Source organism: Oscillospiraceae bacterium, from assembly GCA_015067255.1.
In the GTDB taxonomy this organism is placed as follows: domain Bacteria; phylum Bacillota; class Clostridia; order Oscillospirales; family SIG519; genus SIG519.
Genome location: SVMS01000014.1, coordinates 23,439 through 46,615 on the forward strand (window position 1 = coordinate 23,439; position 23,177 = coordinate 46,615).

Sequence of the window (23,177 nt, forward strand, 5' to 3'; positions counted from 1 at the left end):
CACCATTTTAACTGTCTTTAAGAGTATCGTTAATTGCGTTGCTCAGCATATTTTCATAGGTATCCATAGCTGTTGAAACAGGGATTGCAGAAAGAGTAACTGCGTTCCAGAACTGATAGTAATAATCGTCTGCCCAAGAGGGAAAGTTTTTATCTGACATAGTAAAGGCAAGGTCAGAAACCTCACGGGTGATTTTAAGCTGTTCATCTGTTAAATTACGCTCAAGAGGAGTTCTTACGCCTGCATCAATATCCTTTTGTCCCTCATCTTTGAGTATCTTCAAAAACGCAACTGCACCCTCAACGTTTTTAGTGTTATAGCCTATTCCGTAGAAAAGTCCGTGTCCGTCAGCGCTCTGAGCATCTCCCTTTTGCATAACGGGAAGCGGTACGCAGTCCACCTCGTCGGAAAGTCCCTCGCAATACTCTTCAATAAAGCCTATTGCATCAACACTCATAGCTATTTTACCTTTTTTGAAATTAACCTTAGGATAACCATAGTCGCCGTTCCATACCTTGTGTGTATTTACAAGGTCATAGGTAAACTGTATCGCTTTTACGATTTTATCATCTTTCCAGCTTATAGCTACATTTCCGTCATCACTTACATTTACAAAGCCCTTTGCAACGGTAGACACAAAAATATCGGGATACATACTTGAAAATCCCCAGGTTGAAGCAGTAGTTGTCTGTTTTGCGCAATCGAGGAAGGTTTCCCAGGTCCAGTTTCCCTCGTTATAATATTCCTTAGGTGTTTTAACGCCGAAATTTTCAAACATAGTTTTGTTATACCATATAACCTTACCCCAAACACCGTTGGTATAGCCTGTGTAATGCTTTCCGTTCCAAGAGGCTGACTTAACCATTCCCTGATATGGTAATGAGTTGTAATCAATAAGGTCGTCAACAGGCTGAATAATCTTTTTAATTGCAAAGGAAGGCATCCAGGATGTTGTAACCTGAACTATTTCAGGAGAAGCATCAGAAGCTATAAGGCCCATAAGCTTAGAACGATATACATCACTTGAATAAATAGACACTGTAAGCTTTCCGCCATAAGTCTTTTCAAAAAGCTCTTTTGCTCTTGATATAGGAAGTGTATCGTCGGTAAATCCGGGGTCAAAGTGAGAAACAAGTGTTATATTAGGGTTTTCAAGCTTTCCTGTGGGTGTTTGTGTGCCGCCATCAGTAGTCTTTCCACAGGAAACAAACAACGAAGCAATAATTGCCAAAGCGCACATAATAGTCAATATTCTTCTTTTCATCTTACATATCCTCCCAAAAAAACATTTTTGTTTTATATTGCTTTATATAGAAAGTGATTTCTTTACAGTTTTCTGCAATAACGTTGAAATCTTCATCAAAAATCCGAGCCTCATAGGGCAGACAAATCCTTTTTTCGCCCTCTGCTTTGGAATATAGGCCTATCATATGCCTGTTTGCGACAACAACATCGTCAGACTCACAGAAAATATTTATCGAGCATATTTTTGCCGCCATTCTCAAAGACTCTGCACAAAGACTCATTCCGCCGTAATAAAAGACTTTTCCGTTTTCTGTATCTTTATACGCAAAAGCACATTTGCCGCTGTCCTTAAAATATGCAAGCTCAGTTGCTGTACTGTCATCAATATAATAGACGGGGCTTACCTTTCTTTCGCAGATAAACTTGTGGTCAAAGGGCAGGTCAACTGCGGTATTCTCATTATTTTCAAACTTTTTAACATCAAAGCCTGTAATTTCAGATAAATACTCACCCTTTGAAGTATCAGCTCCGAAAAGCCAAAAAACATTTCTTTTCTTTTTATTAAGCCAATTCTTAATACGGTTTTTCTTGTCCTCATCCATATAATAAGCGCCTGAGAATACATATAGCTTACAATCGTCTGCAGTGCCGTTCAAAATATCCTCAAGTAAATACTGTCCGAAGGATAAGCCGCTGTGATGAAAGGCTCCCATATTATTTTCAAGAAATGATTTTGTAATGTCCCACGGCTCATAAACCGATTTTATACCGTCCTCGTCGCCTACAAGAGCAACGTCGGGACTTTCTCCCCACTTATATCGGGAGGCATATTGCAGATATGTTTTTATAAGCTTTTGATTGTTTTCCCACATTTCAGGGGAATTAAGCCAACCGTTTGCCCATAAATCCATCCACCAGATGCCCGTACCTCTGCTTATTATACCAAGCATATTTCTTCTGTGAATTTCCAACGTGTTTTCTAAATTGGAAACCTTATGATTGAACGGATCCCCTTCTCCCTTTCCGTCATCGGGAGAAAGATAGGTCTTTGTATCATCCTCAACAAACCAAAGCTTTCCCGCTGCTAAAATAGTATCTACCGGGGACATATAGGACATATATCCGCCTTCCATACGGTCAAGATATCCTATGGGACTGCACAAAATATCAACATAAGGTGATTTTAACAGCTTGCCCAAGGAGTTATGTCCTGTTTTAGGGTCCCCAAGCTCAAAGAGATATCCGTAAAAATTCATAACAAGGCTTTTAAAGTTTGTTGCTCTTTTCACAGCCTCAGAAAGCTCGTCCATCATACGAATATTGAAATCGGATATAAAGTCATAAAGGTCAGCTATATCGGGATTTGCTCTCAAATCCACGAAAATTTTATTTTTAGGATTTTTATCCTCTCTTATGTTTATATTGCAAGGTGGGATGGGGATTTTTATATTTCCTAACTCTACAGCCTTTCCCCACGCCCTGCTGATTGCTTCATCGGTTTTATATTTGTCGGTAAGATATTCGTTAAATCTTCTTGTTGCCGCAGGACTTGTATCAACTCCGCTGACGTGTCCCATCATTGACATCCACTCACCTATTCCGGGCGGAAAAAGGTGATAGCCGATAACACTTTTGTCATAACGCTCAATACTTTGAATATATCTGACAAGATGAACAAGGCCTGCTGTTCCCTGTTCTATCCATTTTTCATGGTAAATGTTTATAATATCCTGTCTGTTATCCTCATACACGCCAAGTCCGTCTGCATCATTAGTTTTCCAAGCTTCAAGAGGCTGACGGGGTACATTTACTCTGAGGAAAATCTTTGCCTCAGGATCATTTTTCAAGACATATTCCATTGTTTCGTTAAAATGAGAAAAATCCTCTTCGTCTGCCAACGGAATATTCATTACCATAGAATGCATATGTACGCCGTGCTTTGCCGCCAGCTTAAACTCATCGGCAAGGGTGTTTCGCCAATCGTTTACCTCTGTATTGCCAAAAAACATAAAGGGCGGCATTTCTTCACCGTCAATAAAAATTCTCGGTGCACCGTTTTTTATTTTAAGCTCTGCCGTTACTCTCGGGTCTTTGCCTTGTATATGGCTGTAATCGTTTCTCATTTTGCAATACCAACCTTTTTGATTTGAGCCTTATTGCCAAAGAAAAAGAATTTTGTCTGTCCTTTTTCCATAGAAACATTTATGCTCTCTACTCCCGAATACCATTTTTCCTCATAATAATCGTAAACGTCGGTTTTCATAGGAAGCTTTATGGTCTTTTCTCCGGCGGTAGCAGCGTGTACGCTTATAAAGTTGTGATTTCCCGTTAAAGTATCGTTTGTATCAATAAAGATGTTTGCGCCTGCGTATTTTGCCACAGCTCTTACAATAGACTCAGTAAGCAAGGTGCCGCCGTAGAAAACACTCTTATAGCCGTTTGTTTCTTTTGCCGCAAAGGAAACAAGTCCGTTAAGGTCATATTTTCCTAAGGTTACCGCTGTATCATCTTCAACATAGAAATAGGGATTTGCGGTTTCGTCATTGAATATCTGTATTTTTCCGCTAAGCTCGTCAATTATCGGATGCTCAGAGGTTGCAAGCACTGTGCAAAGCGTTTCAGTTTCGTCCTTATGCTTTATATTCATTCCTGTAAGCTCTTTGATTTTTTCAGCGCTTTGACGTCCAAAGCCGTTTACCCAAAGAACCGTTTTACCCTTGTCTATAATATTCTTTTTGATATTTTCTGCTTCCTTGTCGCTTATATCCCAAGGATTAAGGAAGATATAAAGCTTTGCATCCACGTAATCGGATACAGCAACAGAGGTTTCATACAGGCCGAAAGTAACTCCGGCACTATAGAATATATTTTTCTGCTTATAGAACATATTCTCTACGAAGGTTGTAGTATTTGAAATCATATTTACGCTTGATTCGTCAACAACAACTGCCACATCGGGCTTAAAGCCGTCAAAGGAAGCGGCATAATCGTTGTAAAGCTTTATCATTTTTTCGTATTCATTCCAGTAAGCAGAGTTGTTTTGCCAGCCTGTGCCCCATAAATCCATCCAGTACATACCTATATTACGGGACAAAATAAGACCGAATTCTCTTTTCTGTATTTCGATAGCAGACTCTTCGCTCTCAGTTTTGAGATTGTATTCTGCGTCAGGCTCTTCGTATACAGAAACGTTACTATCAAGAGTTCTTAAATCGTTTTCCATTACCCAGAGCTTATTGTGCGCCGCAAGGGAGTCTGCCAATGACATAAGACCGCCTGTGCCACCTTCCATACGGTCGTTATAGGTAAGAGGACTGCTGATAATGTCAACATTTTCGTCCTCTAATATTTTTGTAAGTCCGTTGTGTGCGGATTTAGGACCGGGCACTTCCCACGCATATCCGTAGAAAGTCATAAACAGACTTCTTCCGCCTGATGCCTCCTTAATGGTTTTTGCAAGCAGACAGATAATATCTGCCGCATTGTAGTTCAAGGCTTCGTAATAATCTACAAATCTTTGGTCCTCAGGAAGCTTCATTGTATTATAGTCCACCGCAGAGGTTAAACTGCTTCCGGGAGGTGCTTTTATTGTAATGTTATCAAAATCAACGCTGTCATCTCCCCAAGCCTTGCGAAGCTCCTCAACAGTACCGTATTTTTCCTTTACGTACTCCTTGTAGCATTTAAGCATAGCTCTTGAAAAGTCAACGTCTTCCTGAGTGCTTTGGAACCATTCTCCGTAGCCGTAATGATATCCGATAACGGAATTTGAATATTTTTTATTGGAAAGAATATGTTCAACAAGCGCCTTTGCAGCATTAACAGCATATGTAACTCTCTGTTCAGAGGCAAAGGACACGCTGTCTGCTCTTGTTCCGTCTTCGAAACGCTTTGCATCTCCCGGGAAAAGATCCTCCCAGAACATTGATTTTCCTGTGGAAGGTGATATTCTTATCATTATTTTAGCATCGGGATTTCTCTGAAGAATATAATTAAGCTTACTGTCGATAGGAGCAAAATCGTATACTTCGTCATCTACCATAGTGGCAAAATTTACTTCAGTCATTATTATACTGACACCGCTTCTTGTAGCCAAATCAATCTGACTTGACATAGTAGCCTGTGAGCCAAAAGTGAAAGAAGTGTTTCCCCAAAAGAAAAGAGGAGCTGTGTTCTTTCCGTCAATATAAAGTCTCGGAATGTTTCCTACGGTAACAATTTTAGCCTCTGTAACGTCAGCATCTTTTCTTTGGAAATCAGACTGAGCGTCAAGGTTTACAGAGCCGTAAGCTCCGTAGCCGCCCGTTGTTGCCGTGTTTCCCGAACAACTGCAAATAAAACATAAAATAAGAACAATAGAAACAAACAAAGCTGTTTTTTTCATTTTATCACCCTTTTAACGAGTTATTTTTTCTTTTGAATTGACTTCATAACAAAAAATGTTACTACAGAAGCTACCGCCGCAGCCGCAAGTGCAATTACTATAGTTGCCCATAGAGGCACGCAAACGCCATGGTCTTTATCTTCGTCAGCATCGTTATCTGTTACCTGAGATGAAGATGACTGATTTTCAGAGGGCTCCTGTGAAGATGTGGGCTGAGAAGGCTCTGAAGAAGGCTCTGAAGATGGCTCCGAAGAAGGTGTTGAAGACACCTGTGAAGAAGATGAAGGCTGTTCAGAGGATGCAGGAGAATCTGCTGTTTTATATTTTAAAACATTTCCGCTGAAATCAATATTGTCAAAATTATCTACCCTAACCCATTTTTTTGTTTCAGGTGTATAGAGATATTTATTTGCCGCAATTGTATCTCCGTCGGAAGTAAGAAGTCCTTCTTTGAACTCAATGGTATGCATTTCATCTCTTTCAAACTGTAAATAGGGCTTTGAACGGTCAAACCAAAGAGAGAGTTTACTCTGAGTAGGAGTATCTCCTGCAAGGAAATGCACCATTACCTGATATTCGTCTCCGCCGCTTTTCTTAATCCAATCCATTACGCTTTTACCGTCAAGATAAAGAAATTTTCTAAAAGAAGAAGCACACTCATTGTCAAGGCCCTGAAGGTTACTTAAAAGCGTGGTTTTTTTGTTAATAAGTATAGTTACAAAATGACAGCTTGCATCCTGAGAAACCTCTATTCCGTTTCCGCCGTTCATTATTTCAAAGCTTGCTGTTACAGTTTCTGCGGATACTGCTGTTGCAAAAGAAATTCCAAGCACTAAGCAAAGAATAAGAGATATTATTTTCTTCATATTAACCATTCCTTTTTTGTTTTATCATTATTGTTGTAAAAAGTATGAAAATTGCCGATGCAAGTATGCTTAAATAAATAATATTATCAGAGGTTTCGGGATTTGAAACTACTCCCGCACCCCATTCCCGAGAAGAAGCTGAATAATTAAAGAGCTGTGCTTCAAAGGTATATCCGTTAACAGTAAGCTGAGGCTTTATTTCGATAGAGCAATTATTATCAGCTGTCCAAGAAAAATCGTTTGAAGCAGAAACCCAGATATCAAAGCTGTCGCCGTTGGCAGAAAAATGTATCATAGCTTTATAGTTGTCCCCTGAGTCTGTGCAAAGCTTGTCAATTGATTTTCCGTTAAGTATAATATTTTTTCTGATGCTGTTTTTAAGCTCCTCAAGCTCACTCTTTGTGCTTGCCTGAATATTTCCTTCAACTGTGCCTATAGATTTTGAAAGAGTAACAGTTATTTTCTTGAAGTTGGGATCATCTGTATCTGTAAATTTACTTACCGATGTAATCTTTACGCTCTTATCTTCAACATAATCATTGGAAGCGTCTTCGTTTTCTGCTGTAAGCTCTGCTGTCCAAAGCTTTGTTTCGGGGTCAAAGGTGCATTTGAAAGGCTTTATTTTTATTCCGTTTGCCGTTACGCCTGATACTACTCTGAAAACTGTCTTTTTATCAAGACCTGCGTTAAAAGGATTGCTTGCTCCCATCCATACTGACAGAGCAGAGCCGCCCTTTATAATGTGAAGCATAGCGACGTATTGGTCGCCTGTGTCCTCCATTGCTTCTCCTACGCTTTTTCCGTTTATAAACATCTTATCTTTATAATTTACATATTCGCTGTCAGTTGAATTTTGAAGCTGATAAAGCTCAACATTTGCGCTGTTATCAAAATCTATTTCAAAGTATATATGGCTTTCAGAAACCATAAACTCAGAAACTGAAACAGGGCTCATATCTGTTACTACAGGAGGAGGAATTGTGCCGCCACCGTTGTTGTCATCGTAATCATCGTCGTCATCATCATTTTCGTCATAAGGCTCAACAGCCCATGTAGCACTCTGTGCGGTAAAGGTACATTTTACGGGATTTACCTTATATCCGTTTATAACAAGTCCCTCTTTAACTATAACAACTGCATCTGCAGTAGTTGAAAGGGAGACTTTATTTGTCAGTCCTGTCCATATGGCAATATGTGCACCGTTATTTTCGGTGTGAATCATAACCTCATAATCTCCGCCCTCTGTCAGTGCCTGAGAAACACTTTTACCGTTTATTATAATACAGCTTCCTACAAGAGCTTTAAGAGTTGCATCGGAGGATGCTTGCATATGAGCGTAATCTGCCTGTACGTTTTTGTCAAAATACATCTGGAAAAAGATATAATTGGGATCGGAAGCCACATCAATAGGCTTTAATCCCGTTATATTTACTGTGTCTGTGGGCACTTGAGAAGGCTGTCCTGCTTTTGCCCATAGAGTTGTTGAAGCTGTATAATTATATTTTACTGCTCCAATATTATATCCGCCAAGCTCAAGACCTTCTTTTATTTCTATATTGGCATCTGAAGAAATAGTTATATTAAATACATTCTGAAGGTCTATCCATATACAAATTCCGTTTTGGTTTATACTTACCATTGCGGCATAATCGTGTCCTGCAAGAGTACAGCCCTCTCCGACTGCTTTTCCGTTGATATATATTTTTTCTCTTACAGCTGTTTTAATTGCCGCATCGGCAGATGCCTGCAAATTTACAACCTGATCAGTTGCAAGAGCCTTATCAGTATCAATATCAAGGATATAATAATTTCCCTGTACCCTGCTTCTGACACCTGTTACGTTTGCGGTTTCAGTAACAGCAAATACCGATATAAAGGTTACTGCCTGAATAAGCACTGCAACAATAAGTACCAATGAAATAAATGTCTTTTTCATAGTTCTTCTCCATTCTGCACTCAAGCTTTTTTGTAGAATTTACCGTATTTAAAGCGGCAACGGTAATGCCGTTTTTGATTAGCCTACTATTCCCGTTTTTTCAATGCTTTCCGTAAAGAACTTTTGCAAGAAAGCATACATTATTACCAAGGGAATAACCGTTAAAAAGCAGCCTGCCTGAATAAGCGTTACGCTTTGGAAACGGTCTATCGCAGCTCCTAAGGGGCTGAGAAGCGAAAGGTTATCGGACAAATACTGGAGAGAAGAGGAAACGGTTTTAACGTTATCCAAAAATACCGTGGAATAAAAAGTATCGTTCCAATACCATACGGAAGAGAAAAGAAATGTAGTAAGTATGGCAGGTCGTGCAATAGGCACCATTATCTTCAAAAAGCATCTGAAAGCACCGCAGCCGTCAATATATGCGGCTTCCTCCAGCTCCTTGGCAACATTTCTGAAAAACTGCCTGAAAATGAAGATAAATAAGCCTGACCTTATTCCCATTCCAAACATCGAGGGAAGATACAGCACCAAGGGAGTATCAAGAATATTAACTCCGCTGAAATCTCCCGTAAATATAAATTTAATTGTTGAAATAATATAGAATGCATCAAAATTACGGTACTGCAAAAACGAGGATATGACCGTTGTTGAGGGCGGTACTATTATAGTAAAAATAACTATTGCAAAAAGTATATTTTTAAAGCGTATGGGAAACCTTGCAAAGCCATACCCTACCATACAGCACACAGCTGTCTGTATAACAACGCTTATAGCATCAAGATAAAAAGTATTAAATAAAGCCTTTGGATAGTCTATAAAATTCCATACCGAAATAACGTTTTCAAGGGTAAACTGAGTGGGTATCCATACTATATTGGGGTCCTCAACCTGAGCCGCCGGACGAAAAGCAATACTGATTATATAGAGTAAAGGATATAGCACTATATAAGATATTTCCAATAAAAGTATTGCTCTGACAATGGCATATGCTATATGCCGTGTTGTTTTTAAAGCGTGTATCTTTGTCATATTCTCACCTCAATACTCGCTATGTTTCGTATTTCTTCCCACGAAGAAGAATACAAGTGCCAGCACAATCATTATAAGTACAAAATAGCCCCACGACATAGCACTTGCATATGCATAGCGCATATTTTCCTTGTATGCAACATCTATAAGCTTGATAACAGGGTTATCATAGCCTGTAAAGGAGTCAATAATACTGTATACAGTAGCTACAAGTACAGTGGGCAACAGCATAGGAAATGTTATTTTCCAGAACGAAATCCAAGCGTTTGCACCCTCAATCTGCGCTGCCTCATAAAAGGATTTGGGAATTGACTGTATTGCACTCAGAAAAAGCAATATCTGTATTCCGCTTTGCCATATGAGGTCAAAAATATTGTTTATTACTCCCGTAAGGGCTTCTGTAATTTTTGAAGGTACATTCATATTGTTGAGCATAGATGTAATTCCCGTAGCATTGAAAAGAGTTGAATTAACATCGCCCTTCATTATGTTCTGTGCAAATATATCATTTTTCAAAAGCGTTATTACTATTGAAGAGGCGATTATAACGGGTAAAAACAGTACAACTCTGGAAAAAGTTCTTCCTATAAATTTCTTGCTTAAAATAAGTCCTAAAAACAAGCTTATGGCAAGAATAAGAGGCACTTCCGAAACAATGTTTTTAAAAGCGTCTAACAAAGCAGGCAGGTATTCTGTATTTTCAAAGAAAATTTCATTATAGTTTTTAAAGCCTATCCATGCGCTTTCTATTCCGTCAGCTCCGAAGCTTATGCTCGAAAAGCTATAATACAGCGAATAAGCAATAGGCTTTATAAAAAACAAAACCAAGCCTATAAGCCACGGCAAAATAAACATTATTCCGTATCTTTCAAGCCTTTTTTCATAGGAGCTCCTGCTTTTAATTTTCATAAGCAACGCCCCCTTTTAAAAAGCAATAGCTTTCAGCCTTTACGGTGTTTCCGTTTACTGAAATATCCTTATCTGAATAGTTTACTATAACGCTGTAGCCGTTTTGGTAAACTGTTTCAAAAACGTCCTTTTCAAGCTCTCTGTGAGCTGTCATATACTGACCTGCGACAGCTTTATAAAAGCTTCTTGTACTGTTATAAAGAGTATGTATTCTCTCTTCCCACACAGCACTGTTACAGGAATAATAGCCTTTTTCAGATGTTTTATGTATTATATCCGTATTTCGCACAATAAGAGAAAAGTCGGGCGCTGCACCGTACTCAATACTCTTGAGAATTGCAAGCTCAGTATCTCCTTCAAGGTTTACCGAATTTGAAGCATAGTCGCATATACCGTGAATAACCATCTGATAAAAAGGAATATCTTTTGTAAGCATATCATACTGACTTGATTTCATAGGAACAGAAGAAATCATATTGGCAGTGCTTAAAGAGTATATAAAGGCATCTTTAAAATAAATACCCTCTGAAGCATTTGATATTTTTTCAAAGGCTGTTTGTGTGATATCCAACATAGCCTGTCTGTCAAAAATATTGTTTTTATCATAATCGGAATACAAATTGGCACCGCTGTTATAAATTCCGAAAGCACCGTTTATTTTATTAACCGATTTTGCTATTGTATCTGATATTTTTTCTAAATTCAAAGCCGATATAAGATACCATTTTTTAAAGCTGTGATTTTTATCGAAGGTATTGAGATAATAGCTGAACTGCTCTGCTCTTGCTCCGCTGACGCTTCGGCTTACTCCCGTTATAGAGGAAATTCCGTTTCCGCCCTTATATACCTTTTGTATATCAGCAAGCAAATAAATGTTTTTATTTTTTTCAATAAGAGTATTAATCTTTTTTACGTTTCCTATTTTTTTATTTATGGAAAGGTTTGTAGGTATTTTACCGTAAAGACCGCCCTTGAAAGCTCCAAGCATCGACACAGAAACGCTGCCGTTACCGTTTTGTTCAAATTTTTCAAGAGCCTTTGAAACATCATCAAGGGTTGTCAGCGTAACCTGTCCCGTATAGGGAATACCTAAAAAGCTTTTTTTGATTTCGGCAGAAGCAAGATAAGAAAGATTTAAAGCTATACCCTGTGATTTTTTATCAGATAAATTATATTTGTCAATTAAATAATTTCTGTAAAGCTCAGCCATTCCCGAATAATCGGCATTTTCTCCCTCAAGAAAATAATAGCCGACTCTGAATTTTTCTTTGCTGTAAGGCTTTTTGGGGACAACGTATAAAACTCTGTCCTCGTTACTCATTTCCGCCAGATGAGTGGTATCAAGAGCGCGATAGTTAAAGGTTACTCCTGCGCTGTTATAACTTGTTTTTATTCCTGCAAGGTCTGCATTGATTGTGCAGACAGCCGCACCGTCTTCAACTATTGCAAACATTGCCGATTTTTCGCGTTTAATTGCGAATATCGGCATATATACCTTTTCTTCAACTGTATCCTTAAACTTTTTATAAAGTATGGGATCCTCCCCGTAAACTTCTTTTGAATATCCGAATTTATATGAGGTCATAGAATTAAATTCTGCAATTGCGCCGCTTCCGTCGGGAACTAATAAATATCCCTTTTCATCTGCGTATGTTGCTCCGAAATATGGCAAAAGGGAAATTGAAATTATTTTATTCTCCCCTGTTTCTTTTATCTCGCTTGCGATAATATCTACGCAAAGTCTGTCCTCTTCAAGAGTAATTTCCACGGGTATTACAAAATTTTCTTCTTTGAAATTGTATTCAAAACGAACACCATTGCCATTTTTAGTGCCGGAAAGGGAGCTTTTATTTATAACTGCAACCTTTGAGTTTTTAACAAAGGTATTCTTTTTTGCATCTATGTATTCTACTGTTATCTGAGACATCATATTGGTTCTTTCCATACCCACGGCATTGTCATCGGGCTTTTCAAGAAACGGCTGTGAGCAATAGATATCTCCGGAAGCTTTTTCGGTTACAAAGAAGTCTCCGTTTGAAAGGTTTGCATTGAGAATAAGCTTCGAATTTTGGGCAATAACCTGCGTTTCCTGTGGCTGAGCCTCAGCGCAGACACAAAAGCCGCAACAAAAAACAGTTATAGCGGTAATAAGCACAGCAACAATCCTTTTCACGTTATTCCCCTCCTTCTTACATTCTGAAAACTATCTCGTTATATATGTTCATTATAAATATCAAAAACTGTTGTGTCATACTGAATACTATGACGCACAAAAAGGCTATCAATGCCATAAATACAATACATACAACAAGAGAAAATACGGTTTTTTTCATAGTAAACCTATGAACCTCTTTCATTCCTATCATAAGCAAAAGCACCGACCATATAATTCCTATTGTTGATATTATTTCTATAAAGGCTTGCTCTCTCAATACCAAAAGATTTGTCAGCACCGTATTTATAAAGGAAGCTATGATATACGGTGTCAGAGAAAAGCCTGTAACAGTGAAATTTCAATAAAAGTAGCTTCTCCCTCTGTCAAAGCACAAAAAGCCCAGTTGCTTACAATAAAGCAAGCGTACAGCGCAGTAATTATCGCCGCTTCAAGCAAAAGATTTACGTTTTCGATTTTTGCGGTGTTAAAGAGAAAGCCGTTAAGCACAAGAGTTAATATTCTTGCAATAAATACAAGGGCAAGCTGACAAAATATCTGCCATATCGCACCCGCCTTTTTATATTTTATCTGTTCTGAACAATCAAAGGGGGCCGTTATGTATTTAATGGGGTTTAAAAATTTTCTGTCAATCCATTGTTTCATCTTTTCCACCCCTCTTTTTTATATTATTAAGCTTAACTATTAGCAGTACAAACAAAACGACTGCGCCCAAAGCAAAAAAGATGAAATTCTTTCTCATAAATTCAATTCTGAAAGCGGAATATGCCATATCGTATTTTTCTCTGTCCTCAGACAAGGAAAAATATCTCATAGCAGTACGGTATTCTTCCTGCTTGTAATATCCCATACCTATACCCGATAAAGCCGCCTGATAATTGGCATTTTTCTCGTATATTTTCTGCCATATGGGCATAGCCTGCACATACTCTCCCTTGCTGTCGAGTATAAAAGCTTCTTTTATGCTGTTTGTATATTCGGTAGGAGAAAGCACAAATACGGCATTTTTTGTATTGTCAAGAACATACACCTTTTCACCGTATACAGATAAAGCACACGGATTTCTGAAGGTGCCCTTTTGTTCTCCTATACCTCCGAATACAGCCACAAGCACGCTGTCCTGAGAATATTGGAATATACGGCCTCTTGTAACATCAAGAGCATAAATAAAGCCGTCATTATCAACAGCTATATCCTGAAAAGAGCTGTCAAGAGTAGTTCCCGCATCTGATATAATACGAAGGTCGCCGTAATCTCCGTTTCCAATTTTACGTTCGGGAAAATCGGAATTATATTTCAAAATATTATTGCCGTAGGGATTGAATTTTTTTATTTCCTGCATAGAATTTTCAGTGCTTGCGGTAACGGTATATATAAAATCGTTATTGTCCACACAAACTCCTGTAAATTCAACGGGAATAGTCTGTTTCATATTGGCTTGCTGAGTTTCTGTGAAAATGTTTTTCCAGAACTGTGAAGCTATAACGGAAAGAGAAGCCTGAATTTTATTTGAGCCGAAATAGCCTATCATTTTTCCAAATTGGTCAACAGTGATAAGTCCGTTGTAGTCGCCCTTACACACAATCTGTATTATACCCGTAGAGTCTACACTCAGGCGCTGAGGCTTGAATTTAAAATCGTCCCCTACTATCTGAGAAGGCACAAAATCAAGCTTTTCAAAAATACAGGTATTTTTCTCAGCGACATATATTTCCCCTTTGTCGCTTGCACAAAGGAATATTTTTTCATCAGTTACAAAAATACCGGTACAATCAGCAAAAGACATATTCTGTGTAGGCAGTATTTCCTTGACAAAATTATCACTGCTGTCAAATACAGCCAATCTGTTGTTCTCGCAGTCTATAACATAAAGGTTTCCGTCTTTATCGTGAGCCATATCTGAGGGAGCAGAAAGCTCTTTTCCCGTTTTTTCTTTGACATCAAGCTTTTTTTCATAGATATAGGTTTGGGGAGAAGGTACTGCTTCTCCTGTTACAGAATAGGTATAATCGTTATAGTTGGAGACTGCATATGCGCTCATTGGCATTACAAAAAGCAGTATTGCAACTATTATAAATATTCTTTTCATATCGCAGTCCCCTTTCTTTTTATTCTTTAATTCCTGAATTTGCCATAGTTTCAATAATTTTTCGCTGAAACAGTACAAAGACAAGCACAGGCGGAATTATCATAAGCAACGTTCCCGCTGCACCTGCACCTGCACGGGACATTCCCGAGGATATTATCTGTGTCAGCATAGCAGGCAAAAGCTTTTTTGACTCTGTAAAAATCATTCCGTTACCATTGCTGTTCCAAAGTGACTGAAAAGTAAAAATAACAACCGTTATCCACGCAGGCTTTACGGCAGGTGTAACTATGCCAAAGCATATTCGCATCTCTCCCGCCCCGTCTATCCTTGCCGATTCAATAACGGCGTTAGGCACTGTGGACATAAACTGTCTTAAAAGAAATATACCCAAGGTTGAAGAAAAGACAGGAGCAAGAATTGCCATAGGAGTATCAAGCCAGCCTAATTTTGCAGTTATAAGATATCTGGGAACGGCAAGCACATTTCCTGTATATAAAAGCGAAAGAACTATTATTTTGTTATATAAATTTTTGCCGAGAAAATCGTGCTTTGAAAGCACATAAGCGCCCATAATACTGATAAAAACAACCGTTGTAGTTCCTGCAAAGGCTACAAAAACCGTATTATACACATATTTTGGAAAAGGTACTCTGAGATTTGCCGCTATGTCAAATAAATCAAGAAAATTATCGGCTGTGGGATTGATAGCATAAAACTTAGGCGGGAAAATGAAAAATTCCTCAACCGGCTTAATTGAGCTTGCAACGGTGTAAACAAGGGGAATTATCATAAATACTCCCAAAACAAACAAAAACATTATCGTTATAATATTTCCGCCCAAGGAGCGATTAAGCTTCTTTTTCTTCGAAATTCTGTTCATCTTCACCGTCACCTTCCTATACGGTTTATTCCTGTGTCTATAATCTTGTGTATCAGATACATAAACACAAACAATAAAAGAGTTATCGCACAGGCATATCCCATTTCATACCTTATGTTAGCATAGTCATAGGCGTGCAGGGTAACGGTAAGACCTGCGTTGTTTATACTGGGATATCCGCAAAGCTGAAGGCTTATATCTCCTGCGGAAAAAGAGGTAGTTATCTGAGTTATTGCACCGAAAAGAAGCATAGGCTTCATCTGAGGCAAAGTCACATACCAAAGCTCTTGCCAACGGTTATGAATACCGTCTATTGCGCCGGCTTCGTAAAGGTCGGGGTTTATCATCTGAAAGCCTGCTACAAAAGCAAGAAAGCCTGTACCTAAGCTGAGCCACAGCTGAACTAAAATTAAAATACCCAATATCATTTCAGGGTCTTTAAGGAAAAGCATAGGCTCATTTATTATTCCGTATTTCATAAGCAAGCCGTTTACAATTCCGTATTGGTCCGAGCTGAGTATAATCTGCCATACAACGTACAGCTGACCTGAAATTGAAGGCGCATAAAAAACGAAGGTGATAAAAGACCTGAGTCCTTTGCTCAAATCGTTTATAAGCCACGCTATAAAAAAGCACAGCACGTAGCTTAAAGGTCCTGTAATAACGGCAAAAAGCAAAGTGTTCTGTATAGCCGTAATAAACTCATTGTCAGACAAAAGCAAGGATGCAAAATTATCAAGACCAACAAAAACAGGAGTATTAAAATAATCGTAGGATGTAAAAGAAAGTATAACCGATATTATAATCGGAAAAAGCATAAACAGAAAAAAGAATAAGGAAAATGGCAAAAGCATAAGATAACTTACTTTTGACTTAGCTATTCTTTTTCTTAAAGAAATCTCCTGTCCTTTCATAATAATTACCTTCCTATAATCTCAAGCTGAGCGCTTTTTCTCTTAAGCTCAGTGTCTATTATTTCTCCGTACTTTTCAAGCACGGTTCTCGCCGTATCATTTGACAGTATAACATCGGATATAGCGTTTGTCAGATATCTGCTTACAAAATAATTTCCCGGCACCTGTTCAAAGGTGCTGACGTTTTCCCACTGTTCCTTTATAACCTTTACTGCACTTGAAGGCCACGGGATTTTTTCAAATGCGTTTTTATTTGCAGTTAAGTATCTTCCCGAAGGACCGAGAATTGTTTCAACCTCCATACCGTAACGGTATTGAGCGTCCTCACTTGTCCACCATTTCATAAACTCCCAAGCCAGCTCGTAGTTTTTACAGGACTTGAACATTATTGAAGATACTCCCGTAAACTCACTTGTACGGTTAAGACCGTTTTCATCGGGAGTGCCGGGAATTAACGAAATTGACCATTTGCCCGAAATTTCCGGTGCTGCAAAGGAAAGATAGTTATAGGTTGAAAGAGGCGCTATACCTATGGGCATTTCTCCTGTTCTGAAACGGTTGGGAAAATCGTAATACACAGGCAATCCAAACTCGGTATATAAATCGGTAAGCTGTTTAAAAGCATCTATTGCTTCGGTGCTATTAAGATTGTTGCCTGTAAGATTGCTGTTATAAAGCTCCACTTTGTTTTGCATCAGGAAAGTATACAGCATTTTTGGCGGCTCTGTATTTATCGTACCTGCAACGGTCTGAGTAATGCTTGGAATACCCACGTCCATATTGTTTCTTGCAAGAATCGGTACTATATCCTTAAGCTCTTTCCATGTTTCAGGAACTTTAAGCGAAAGCTCCGAAAAAATATCGGTACGGTAAAACATTACGTTAAATTCCTGAACCTCAGGCAGAGCGTAATATTTTTCCTTATAGCCATAAGGCTTAAGGGCGCTATCATAAAAGTTCTTCTTTGTAAATGAATCAAAGTCCTCAAAATCGCTCAAGGGGACAAGAATTCCTCTTGCCGCATAGTCAACAGGGGCGCTCATTCCGATATTCAAAGCAATGTCGGGCCCGTTTCCTGCCACAACTGCTTCCACAAGATTTCCCTGTACTAATTTCAAATTTACACTTGCGTTATTGTCGGTTTTAAAATATTTTACAATAAGATTGCTTAGGCTTTGAGCCTGGTCACGTCCCGCAGAAAGCCAGACATCTATTTTTTCTGTACCTTCAGCGCCGCCGATACTGTCGTAATCGACAAAAAACGAGTAAATAAAGCTCTTAAAAAGGCTCACTGCAGACTCAAAAAATCCTGCGTTTGCCTTAAGATTTTTTTGAAGATTATTTCCTAAAGCAATATAATCCACATATATCGGATAATTGCTTGCCGAAAGAAGCCAAGCAGAAAATGCGCTTATATTGGATTTAAGATTTGAAACTCTCGAAGCAATACTTCTCGGCTTTTCAATAAAGCTTTTTATCTGCTCTGAAAGAGTCATTACAGAAGAAGCCTGAGCCGCGGTTGAGTGGGACATCTCCTCCATGTTGTCAAGTCCCTTTTCCAAGCCTTGCATTATATTTGTAAGGCGCTCAATAAGATTAGGGACGGATTTTTCTAAGTTGTAATCACGGTAAAGGTCGGGAGATGTGCCAGTTATCATAATGATATCAGTATAAATGTCTGTTACATCAGTCAATAGCTTTTCAAAGTCAGCTATTATATCCTTCATTTCACCTGTTGTAACTTCCATTCTCAAGGCATGCTTTCCCTTTTCCAGATAGAAAAGATAAGGAGTGCCGTTTTCATCGGAAAGTGTTTCGATTTTCCAGGAACGGTCATACCCGAAGCCATAGCCTTCCATTTCCTTGAACGGTATTTCCCCGTCAATATAAATTGTACGGTAGCAGTTCATTCCGTTAAGCTCGTTCTGACGAAGCCTTAAAGCTATTTCATAAAGTCCGCTTGTTTCTACGTCGATATTCCATTCTATCCATTGAGAAGGAGAAGACCAGTTTGTTCCGCCTATCATATTAAGTCTTACTCTTTTTTCGTCAAAGGGATAAGTTGCACAGCTTGACTTATCAGCCAACGGATAAAGTAAAGCGTCTGACTTAAGAGCTTCCTTTTCTCCCTGTATTATAAGAGGCTCGCCTTCATAACGTTCATTTTGATAAGAGGAAATATATTGACTGTAACCAACAACCTTACCGTCAGTTGCCACTTCTATTTGTTCTATACAAACTCCGCCGTTTACAGCGACAATATCCAACGAATGTATGCCTTGTGTAAAAAAGAACCGATAATGGTCGCTCATTCCGTTCGATTGGTTATAAAGAGCAACTGTGCTGTACTTAGCTATTTGCTCCTGCTCAGGACGAAGCTCGTTTTGATTGCGGTCTGTTTCAAAAACATCATTTTTACTTGTATATGTACGCTTTAAAGAAATATCGTTTGCTTCAAAAAAAGGAACCTGCCCATCTATTTTAACGCAAAGCTCTATTTCACGCTCTGTTTCAACTACTGCGCAATAGGAAAGATAAATACAGTAATAGCCCTCCTGCTCTATATCAACCTTTACCGAGACACTATCACCTGCATTTTTGAGAATTACAACCTTTTCTCTGTCTGCATAGCTTTCAAAGATTGTATCTTCGCTTATGTCAACCTGAGCCTTTGCTTCAAACTCTTTAATCTCTCCGTTATCCTCAAGATATTTTCCGTATGTATAATTATAGCCCGAGATATCGGTATTCTGTTGAACACTGTTATTTTCAGCCTGAACTGCAAAAACAAAATTAAACAAAAGGACAAAGAACAGTAAAATTGCCGATATTTTACTTTTCAACATTTCCGACACCTCCTATAAGACAAAAAATACTACGATTTTTAAAATTTTAGAAATTACACTGATGGTATTCCCCTATACTACAAAAATAATATTATAAAAACAAGCTTTTTTCAATGGTAATACAAGTTAAAACAGTAGGGTATTTTGTCGTAAAATTTACTGTTTTTCTTTTTTTCTCAGGCTGCCCGGTGTACTTCCTGTATATCTTTTAAAAATGTTATAAAAATGCTTCTTATCGTTAAAGCCAAGCTCAGTGCATATTTCCTCTATCGAAATATCAGTTCCCAATATCAGCTCAATGGCTTTATTAAGCCGTTTTTTGTTGACGTATTCTACAATGCTTATACCCATTTTTTTCTTAAAGAATTTAGAAAAATACGAGGTGGAATAACCGAAGCGATCGGCTATATTTTCAAGGCGCAGATTGATATAATTGGAGTCGATGTAGTCAAGAATTGCAGGCATAGTTATATCAGTTTTCTGAGCCTGCTGTCCTGTTGCCATTCTGCCCATATGTATAAGTAACATAGTGAGGTAGGATTTCATCATTGCATAGTAGCCTTGCTTTTCTTCAATAAATTCCTTTTCCGCCTTTAATACTATGTCTTCAACGTATGCAATATCCTTGCTTTGAAGATGCATAACCTTAGGAAATTCAATGTCTTGCTCGCTAAAATACGTTCTGAGTAAATCCCACATATCGTCAAAAACAGAGTAGTAAAATATTACGTTTATTAAAAGGAGCTTATCTATTGAATAGTAGGAGTGGCAGTCACCTTTTTTGAGAAAAATAATGTCCCCTCTTTTAACGGTATATTCTTTTCCGTTTATAGTCTGAACGCCTACTCCCGACAAAATTATCTCTATTTCTACAAACTCGTGAACGTGTAATTCATTGACAAGAAACTGGTCGTCACGTATTATATTTATCATTTGCTTAAGTATGTTTTCCTGAGTGGTATATATTTTCATTTTTGCTTTTTCTCCTTTTGCTTTTATAAAAACATAATAGCATAATAAACAAATAATTTCAATATTTATAATTGTTTATATACCAAAACTCCTTTTGATTTTTTTGAATTTATGACAAAAAAACCCACTAATTTATCTCATAAGGCTATTGTAATTGCTTTTATTTTATACTATATTAATAAAAAAGGAGGTTTTTTATATGAAATCCAAAAAAATACGTTTTCTTTCAGCTTTAGTCAGCGGCGTGCTTTTATTGTCATGTGTATTTGCCTTGGCAGCTTCTCCCGTTTCTGCAGAAGCTTCCGTTGCTAAAGTAATAAGCCGTGTAACAGGCGAGTGGAGTATTGACTTTGTTCTTGATAAAAATATTGAATTTACAGGAGCAAATATCCATACTGATTACGCTGAGCTTAACGCAACTCCCGATTACGCCCTTATCGAAGAGGTAGGAGGCAAAATCCTTATAAACGGAATTCCTCTTAAGTATGCTAACTCTCCATATCTTCCCAGAGTTTCGGTGCAGTACATCGAAGGAAGCAATCAGAGCAATATTCATTTTGACCTTTATAAGCAGGACGGTGTTGCTCAATCCTATGACGGAAAAAATTATACAATCGAATTTCTCCCCGGTTTAGTTTTAGGTAACAGTGAAATTGAAGCCGGTATCCACACTCTTACGGACGGAAACTGGACTTTTACAAAAACTGCAACTGTAAGCCATGTTGAAACTGTTTCCATAACAGAAAACGAAATAACCTTTAAGGCATATTTTAGTGAAAATATTGGAGTTAATCAAATAAATGCGCAGGCAAGCGATACTGCTTATCCTGAGCTCAGAACAGACATTCTTTCAAAATTCTATTTTCAAAATGAGAGCGTTCAGGCTCTTCAGACTGCCGCAGGTCACGAGTATCAGCCTGTTATCAGCTTTGTAAGCTTTGAGGGCGAAGCTACCTATATGCAAATAATACTTGCAACCTCAGGTCCCGCTGCTTTCTCCGCTGACAGCAATTATATGTTCGCAATAGAAGAAGGCTTTACTGTAAACGGCTATAATATTCTTCCCGCAAGATTTGAATTTTCCAAAAACACTCAGGAATGGTCTGTTCCTGTATTGAAAACAGGCGATATTTCCAGCACCGAATATGAAATTCATATTATGCTTAATAAAAATGTAGGTCTTGACCTTGTCGGTGTTCATACTCCCTATACAGATGTAAACACCAATGCAGACCCCTCATACGAGCTTGTAAATATGCTTCAGAAATATGTATATGTAAACGGCACTCCCATAGGAACCGCATCTCATCGCTGGTTACCCCGTATAAGCATTGTTTCTGCAGGAAGCACAAACAGCAGACTTACATTCTCCGTTTATTCAGAGGGTGGAAACAGTATGTCCTTTGACCCTGCAGGCAATTATTCAATTGAATTTAAAGAGGGAATAATTTTAAACGGTTATCATCTTGCTCCTGCTGAGTACACAATGACCGCAGGTGTATGGACCTCCAACGTTGAAGAGGAGCCCGTTGAGCTTATCCCCGTTAGCCTCACAGGCGCATCTAACGCTATGTCAGACGATACAAATTATTTCATTCTCCACATCGGTCTTTCTCAGGCTATTGTAGATTCAACTCAAGTGAATTTACAGGCAAGCCCCGATATTTCCGTAAAAAATCAAGTACGTGAAGCATTTGTCTTCAACGGTATGAATCTGGGAGACAAAATTGCTGAAACAGGAAACGAATACTGTGCTATGATAAGCGTCAGCGAAAACGGCTTTGCAGTTTGGATTGATGCCGTAAACGCATTTAATATGTCTGCATCAAACGATATGTCCTTTGAAATCACCAAAAACATAGCTATCAACGGCTATGAAATCCCTGCAGGAAAATATGTATATTCAGTTGCTGCAGGCGGTTGGACTATGTTCTGCGATGCTAACTTAGACAATACAGTAAACGTACTTGACCTTATCAGCGCAAGAAACGTGCTTATAGGCAAAGAAGCTTCCGCTTTATCGGCTCAGGCTATGGACTATGACCGTAACGGCACAAGTGATTTGCTTGACCTTCTTAACATTAAAGCTTTACTTCTTGCATAAAGCTTAACACGTTTTTGCTCTTGTATACGAAAAACAAAAAAACACTCTGCAGTGATGCAGAGTGTTTTTTATTGTTATTGTAAAATATTAGTCAGAAACGTAAGCAATAAGTGCAAGATGTCTTGCTCTTTTGATAGCAACTGTAAGCTCTCTCTGATGCTTTGCACAGGTTCCTGTAACTCTGCGGGGCAGAATCTTAGAACGCTCTGATACAAACTTTCTGAGCTTAGCGGGTTCTTTATAATCTATTGCTTTAGCTTTCTCTACGCAGAATACGCAAACCTTTTTCTTTTGCTTTTTAGCTGCGCGGAAGCTCTTTTCTTTAACCTGGTTTTCCATTTTATTTCCCTCCTTAATTAATTAAAAAGGCAAATCATCATCGTCTGCTATCTGCTGAAAATCGTCAGCAGGCGCAGTACCCGAAAAAGTCATTTCGGTACCGGAAGATGATGCTCCGTCTCTTTTAGGCTCGGCAAACTGAATTTCATCTGCCACAACTTCAAACGCAGTGCGCTTCTTACCTTCCTTATCCTCATAGGAACGGGATTGAAGCGAACCGATTACAAGTATGGACTGACCTTTTCTGAAGTATTTAGAAACAAATTCTGCGTTATTACGCCATGCAACTATATTTATAAAATCAGCTGCTCTTTGCTCGCTGTCCCTTTGAAAACGCCTGTTAATAGCAATTGAAAAGGATGTAACGGGCAAATTTGACGCAGTGTGACGAAGCTCCGGATCTGCCGTAAGCCTGCCTATTAAAATTACTTTGTTTAAATCAGCCATTTTTCACACCAACTTCTACGCTTTTTTTACTACAAGAGAGC

18 protein-coding genes are annotated in these 23,177 nt (G+C 38.4%); 1 reads left to right on the top strand and 17 read right to left on the bottom strand.

The window, feature by feature from the left end; translation table 11 throughout:
• Positions 1–7: 7 nt before the first annotated feature.
• The 15 genes from E7480_04650 to E7480_04720 form a co-directional block, all read right to left on the bottom strand.
• A complete protein-coding gene (locus E7480_04650; GenBank protein MBE6903877.1) occupies positions 8–1,264 on the bottom strand; it encodes an extracellular solute-binding protein in 1,257 nt (418 codons plus the stop codon).
• A 1-nt stretch (position 1,265) separates the two neighbouring features.
• A complete protein-coding gene (locus tag E7480_04655) occupies positions 1,266–3,368 on the bottom strand; it encodes a hypothetical protein (GenBank protein ID MBE6903878.1) in 2,103 nt (700 codons plus the stop codon).
• Positions 3,365–5,629 carry a hypothetical protein gene (locus E7480_04660; protein MBE6903879.1) on the bottom strand — a complete coding sequence of 755 codons (2,265 nt, stop codon included), beginning with the start codon at positions 5,627–5,629 and terminating at the stop codon, positions 3,365–3,367. Before E7480_04660 ends, E7480_04655 begins: the two co-directional genes overlap by 4 nt.
• 20 nt (positions 5,630–5,649) lie before the next feature.
• Positions 5,650–6,495: a hypothetical protein gene (locus tag E7480_04665; GenBank protein ID MBE6903880.1), complete on the bottom strand. Its 846-nt coding sequence runs from the start codon at positions 6,493–6,495 to the stop codon at positions 5,650–5,652.
• A 1-nt stretch (position 6,496) separates the two neighbouring features.
• Positions 6,497–8,431 (bottom strand): hypothetical protein, encoded by a 1,935-nt coding sequence (locus tag E7480_04670; protein ID MBE6903881.1) that lies wholly within the window; start codon positions 8,429–8,431, stop codon positions 6,497–6,499.
• A gap of 78 nt (positions 8,432–8,509) precedes the next feature.
• Positions 8,510–9,463 (bottom strand): carbohydrate ABC transporter permease, encoded by a 954-nt coding sequence (locus E7480_04675; protein ID MBE6903882.1) that lies wholly within the window; start codon positions 9,461–9,463, stop codon positions 8,510–8,512.
• 9 nt (positions 9,464–9,472) lie between these two features.
• Entirely contained in the window at positions 9,473–10,372 is a 900-nt protein-coding gene (locus tag E7480_04680; GenBank protein MBE6903883.1) for a sugar ABC transporter permease, read from the bottom strand.
• A complete protein-coding gene (locus tag E7480_04685; protein MBE6903884.1) occupies positions 10,362–12,545 on the bottom strand; it encodes a hypothetical protein in 2,184 nt (727 codons plus the stop codon). The genes E7480_04680 and E7480_04685 overlap by 11 nt, the downstream gene beginning before the upstream one ends.
• A 16-nt stretch (positions 12,546–12,561) precedes the next feature.
• Positions 12,562–12,861 carry a hypothetical protein gene (locus E7480_04690; protein ID MBE6903885.1) on the bottom strand — a complete coding sequence of 100 codons (300 nt, stop codon included), beginning with the start codon at positions 12,859–12,861 and terminating at the stop codon, positions 12,562–12,564.
• Entirely contained in the window at positions 12,858–13,190 is a 333-nt protein-coding gene (locus E7480_04695; protein MBE6903886.1) for a hypothetical protein, read from the bottom strand. The genes E7480_04690 and E7480_04695 overlap by 4 nt, the downstream gene beginning before the upstream one ends.
• Positions 13,174–14,634 (bottom strand): hypothetical protein, encoded by a 1,461-nt coding sequence (locus E7480_04700; GenBank protein ID MBE6903887.1) that lies wholly within the window; start codon positions 14,632–14,634, stop codon positions 13,174–13,176. Before E7480_04700 ends, E7480_04695 begins: the two co-directional genes overlap by 17 nt.
• Before the next feature lie 19 nt (positions 14,635–14,653).
• The gene (locus tag E7480_04705) at positions 14,654–15,514 is read right to left on the bottom strand and encodes a carbohydrate ABC transporter permease (GenBank protein MBE6903888.1); all 861 of its coding nucleotides are present in this window, start codon (positions 15,512–15,514) and stop codon (positions 14,654–14,656) included.
• Between the two features lie 8 nt (positions 15,515–15,522).
• Positions 15,523–16,428, bottom strand: a complete 906-nt coding sequence (locus tag E7480_04710; GenBank protein MBE6903889.1) for a sugar ABC transporter permease — start codon at positions 16,426–16,428, stop codon at positions 15,523–15,525.
• Between the two features lie 5 nt (positions 16,429–16,433).
• Positions 16,434–19,274: an extracellular solute-binding protein gene (locus tag E7480_04715; protein ID MBE6903890.1), complete on the bottom strand. Its 2,841-nt coding sequence runs from the start codon at positions 19,272–19,274 to the stop codon at positions 16,434–16,436.
• A gap of 156 nt (positions 19,275–19,430) precedes the next feature.
• On the bottom strand, positions 19,431–20,246 hold the full coding sequence (locus tag E7480_04720; GenBank protein MBE6903891.1) for a helix-turn-helix domain-containing protein: 816 nt from the start codon (positions 20,244–20,246) through the stop codon (positions 19,431–19,433).
• Positions 20,247–20,445: 199 nt separating this feature from the next.
• On the opposite strand from E7480_04720, the gene E7480_04725 reads away from it, so the two are divergent.
• A complete protein-coding gene (locus E7480_04725) occupies positions 20,446–22,350 on the top strand; it encodes a hypothetical protein (protein MBE6903892.1) in 1,905 nt (634 codons plus the stop codon).
• 87 nt (positions 22,351–22,437) lie between these two features.
• Here E7480_04725 and rpsR read toward each other — a convergent pair whose 3' ends face one another.
• Both rpsR and E7480_04735 read right to left on the bottom strand, forming a co-directional pair.
• Complete coding sequence (gene rpsR, locus E7480_04730) at positions 22,438–22,689, bottom strand: 30S ribosomal protein S18 (protein ID MBE6903893.1); 252 nt, start codon at positions 22,687–22,689, stop codon at positions 22,438–22,440.
• A gap of 21 nt (positions 22,690–22,710) precedes the next feature.
• Positions 22,711–23,136 carry a single-stranded DNA-binding protein gene (locus E7480_04735; protein ID MBE6903894.1) on the bottom strand — a complete coding sequence of 142 codons (426 nt, stop codon included), beginning with the start codon at positions 23,134–23,136 and terminating at the stop codon, positions 22,711–22,713.
• Positions 23,137–23,177 lie beyond the last annotated feature (41 nt).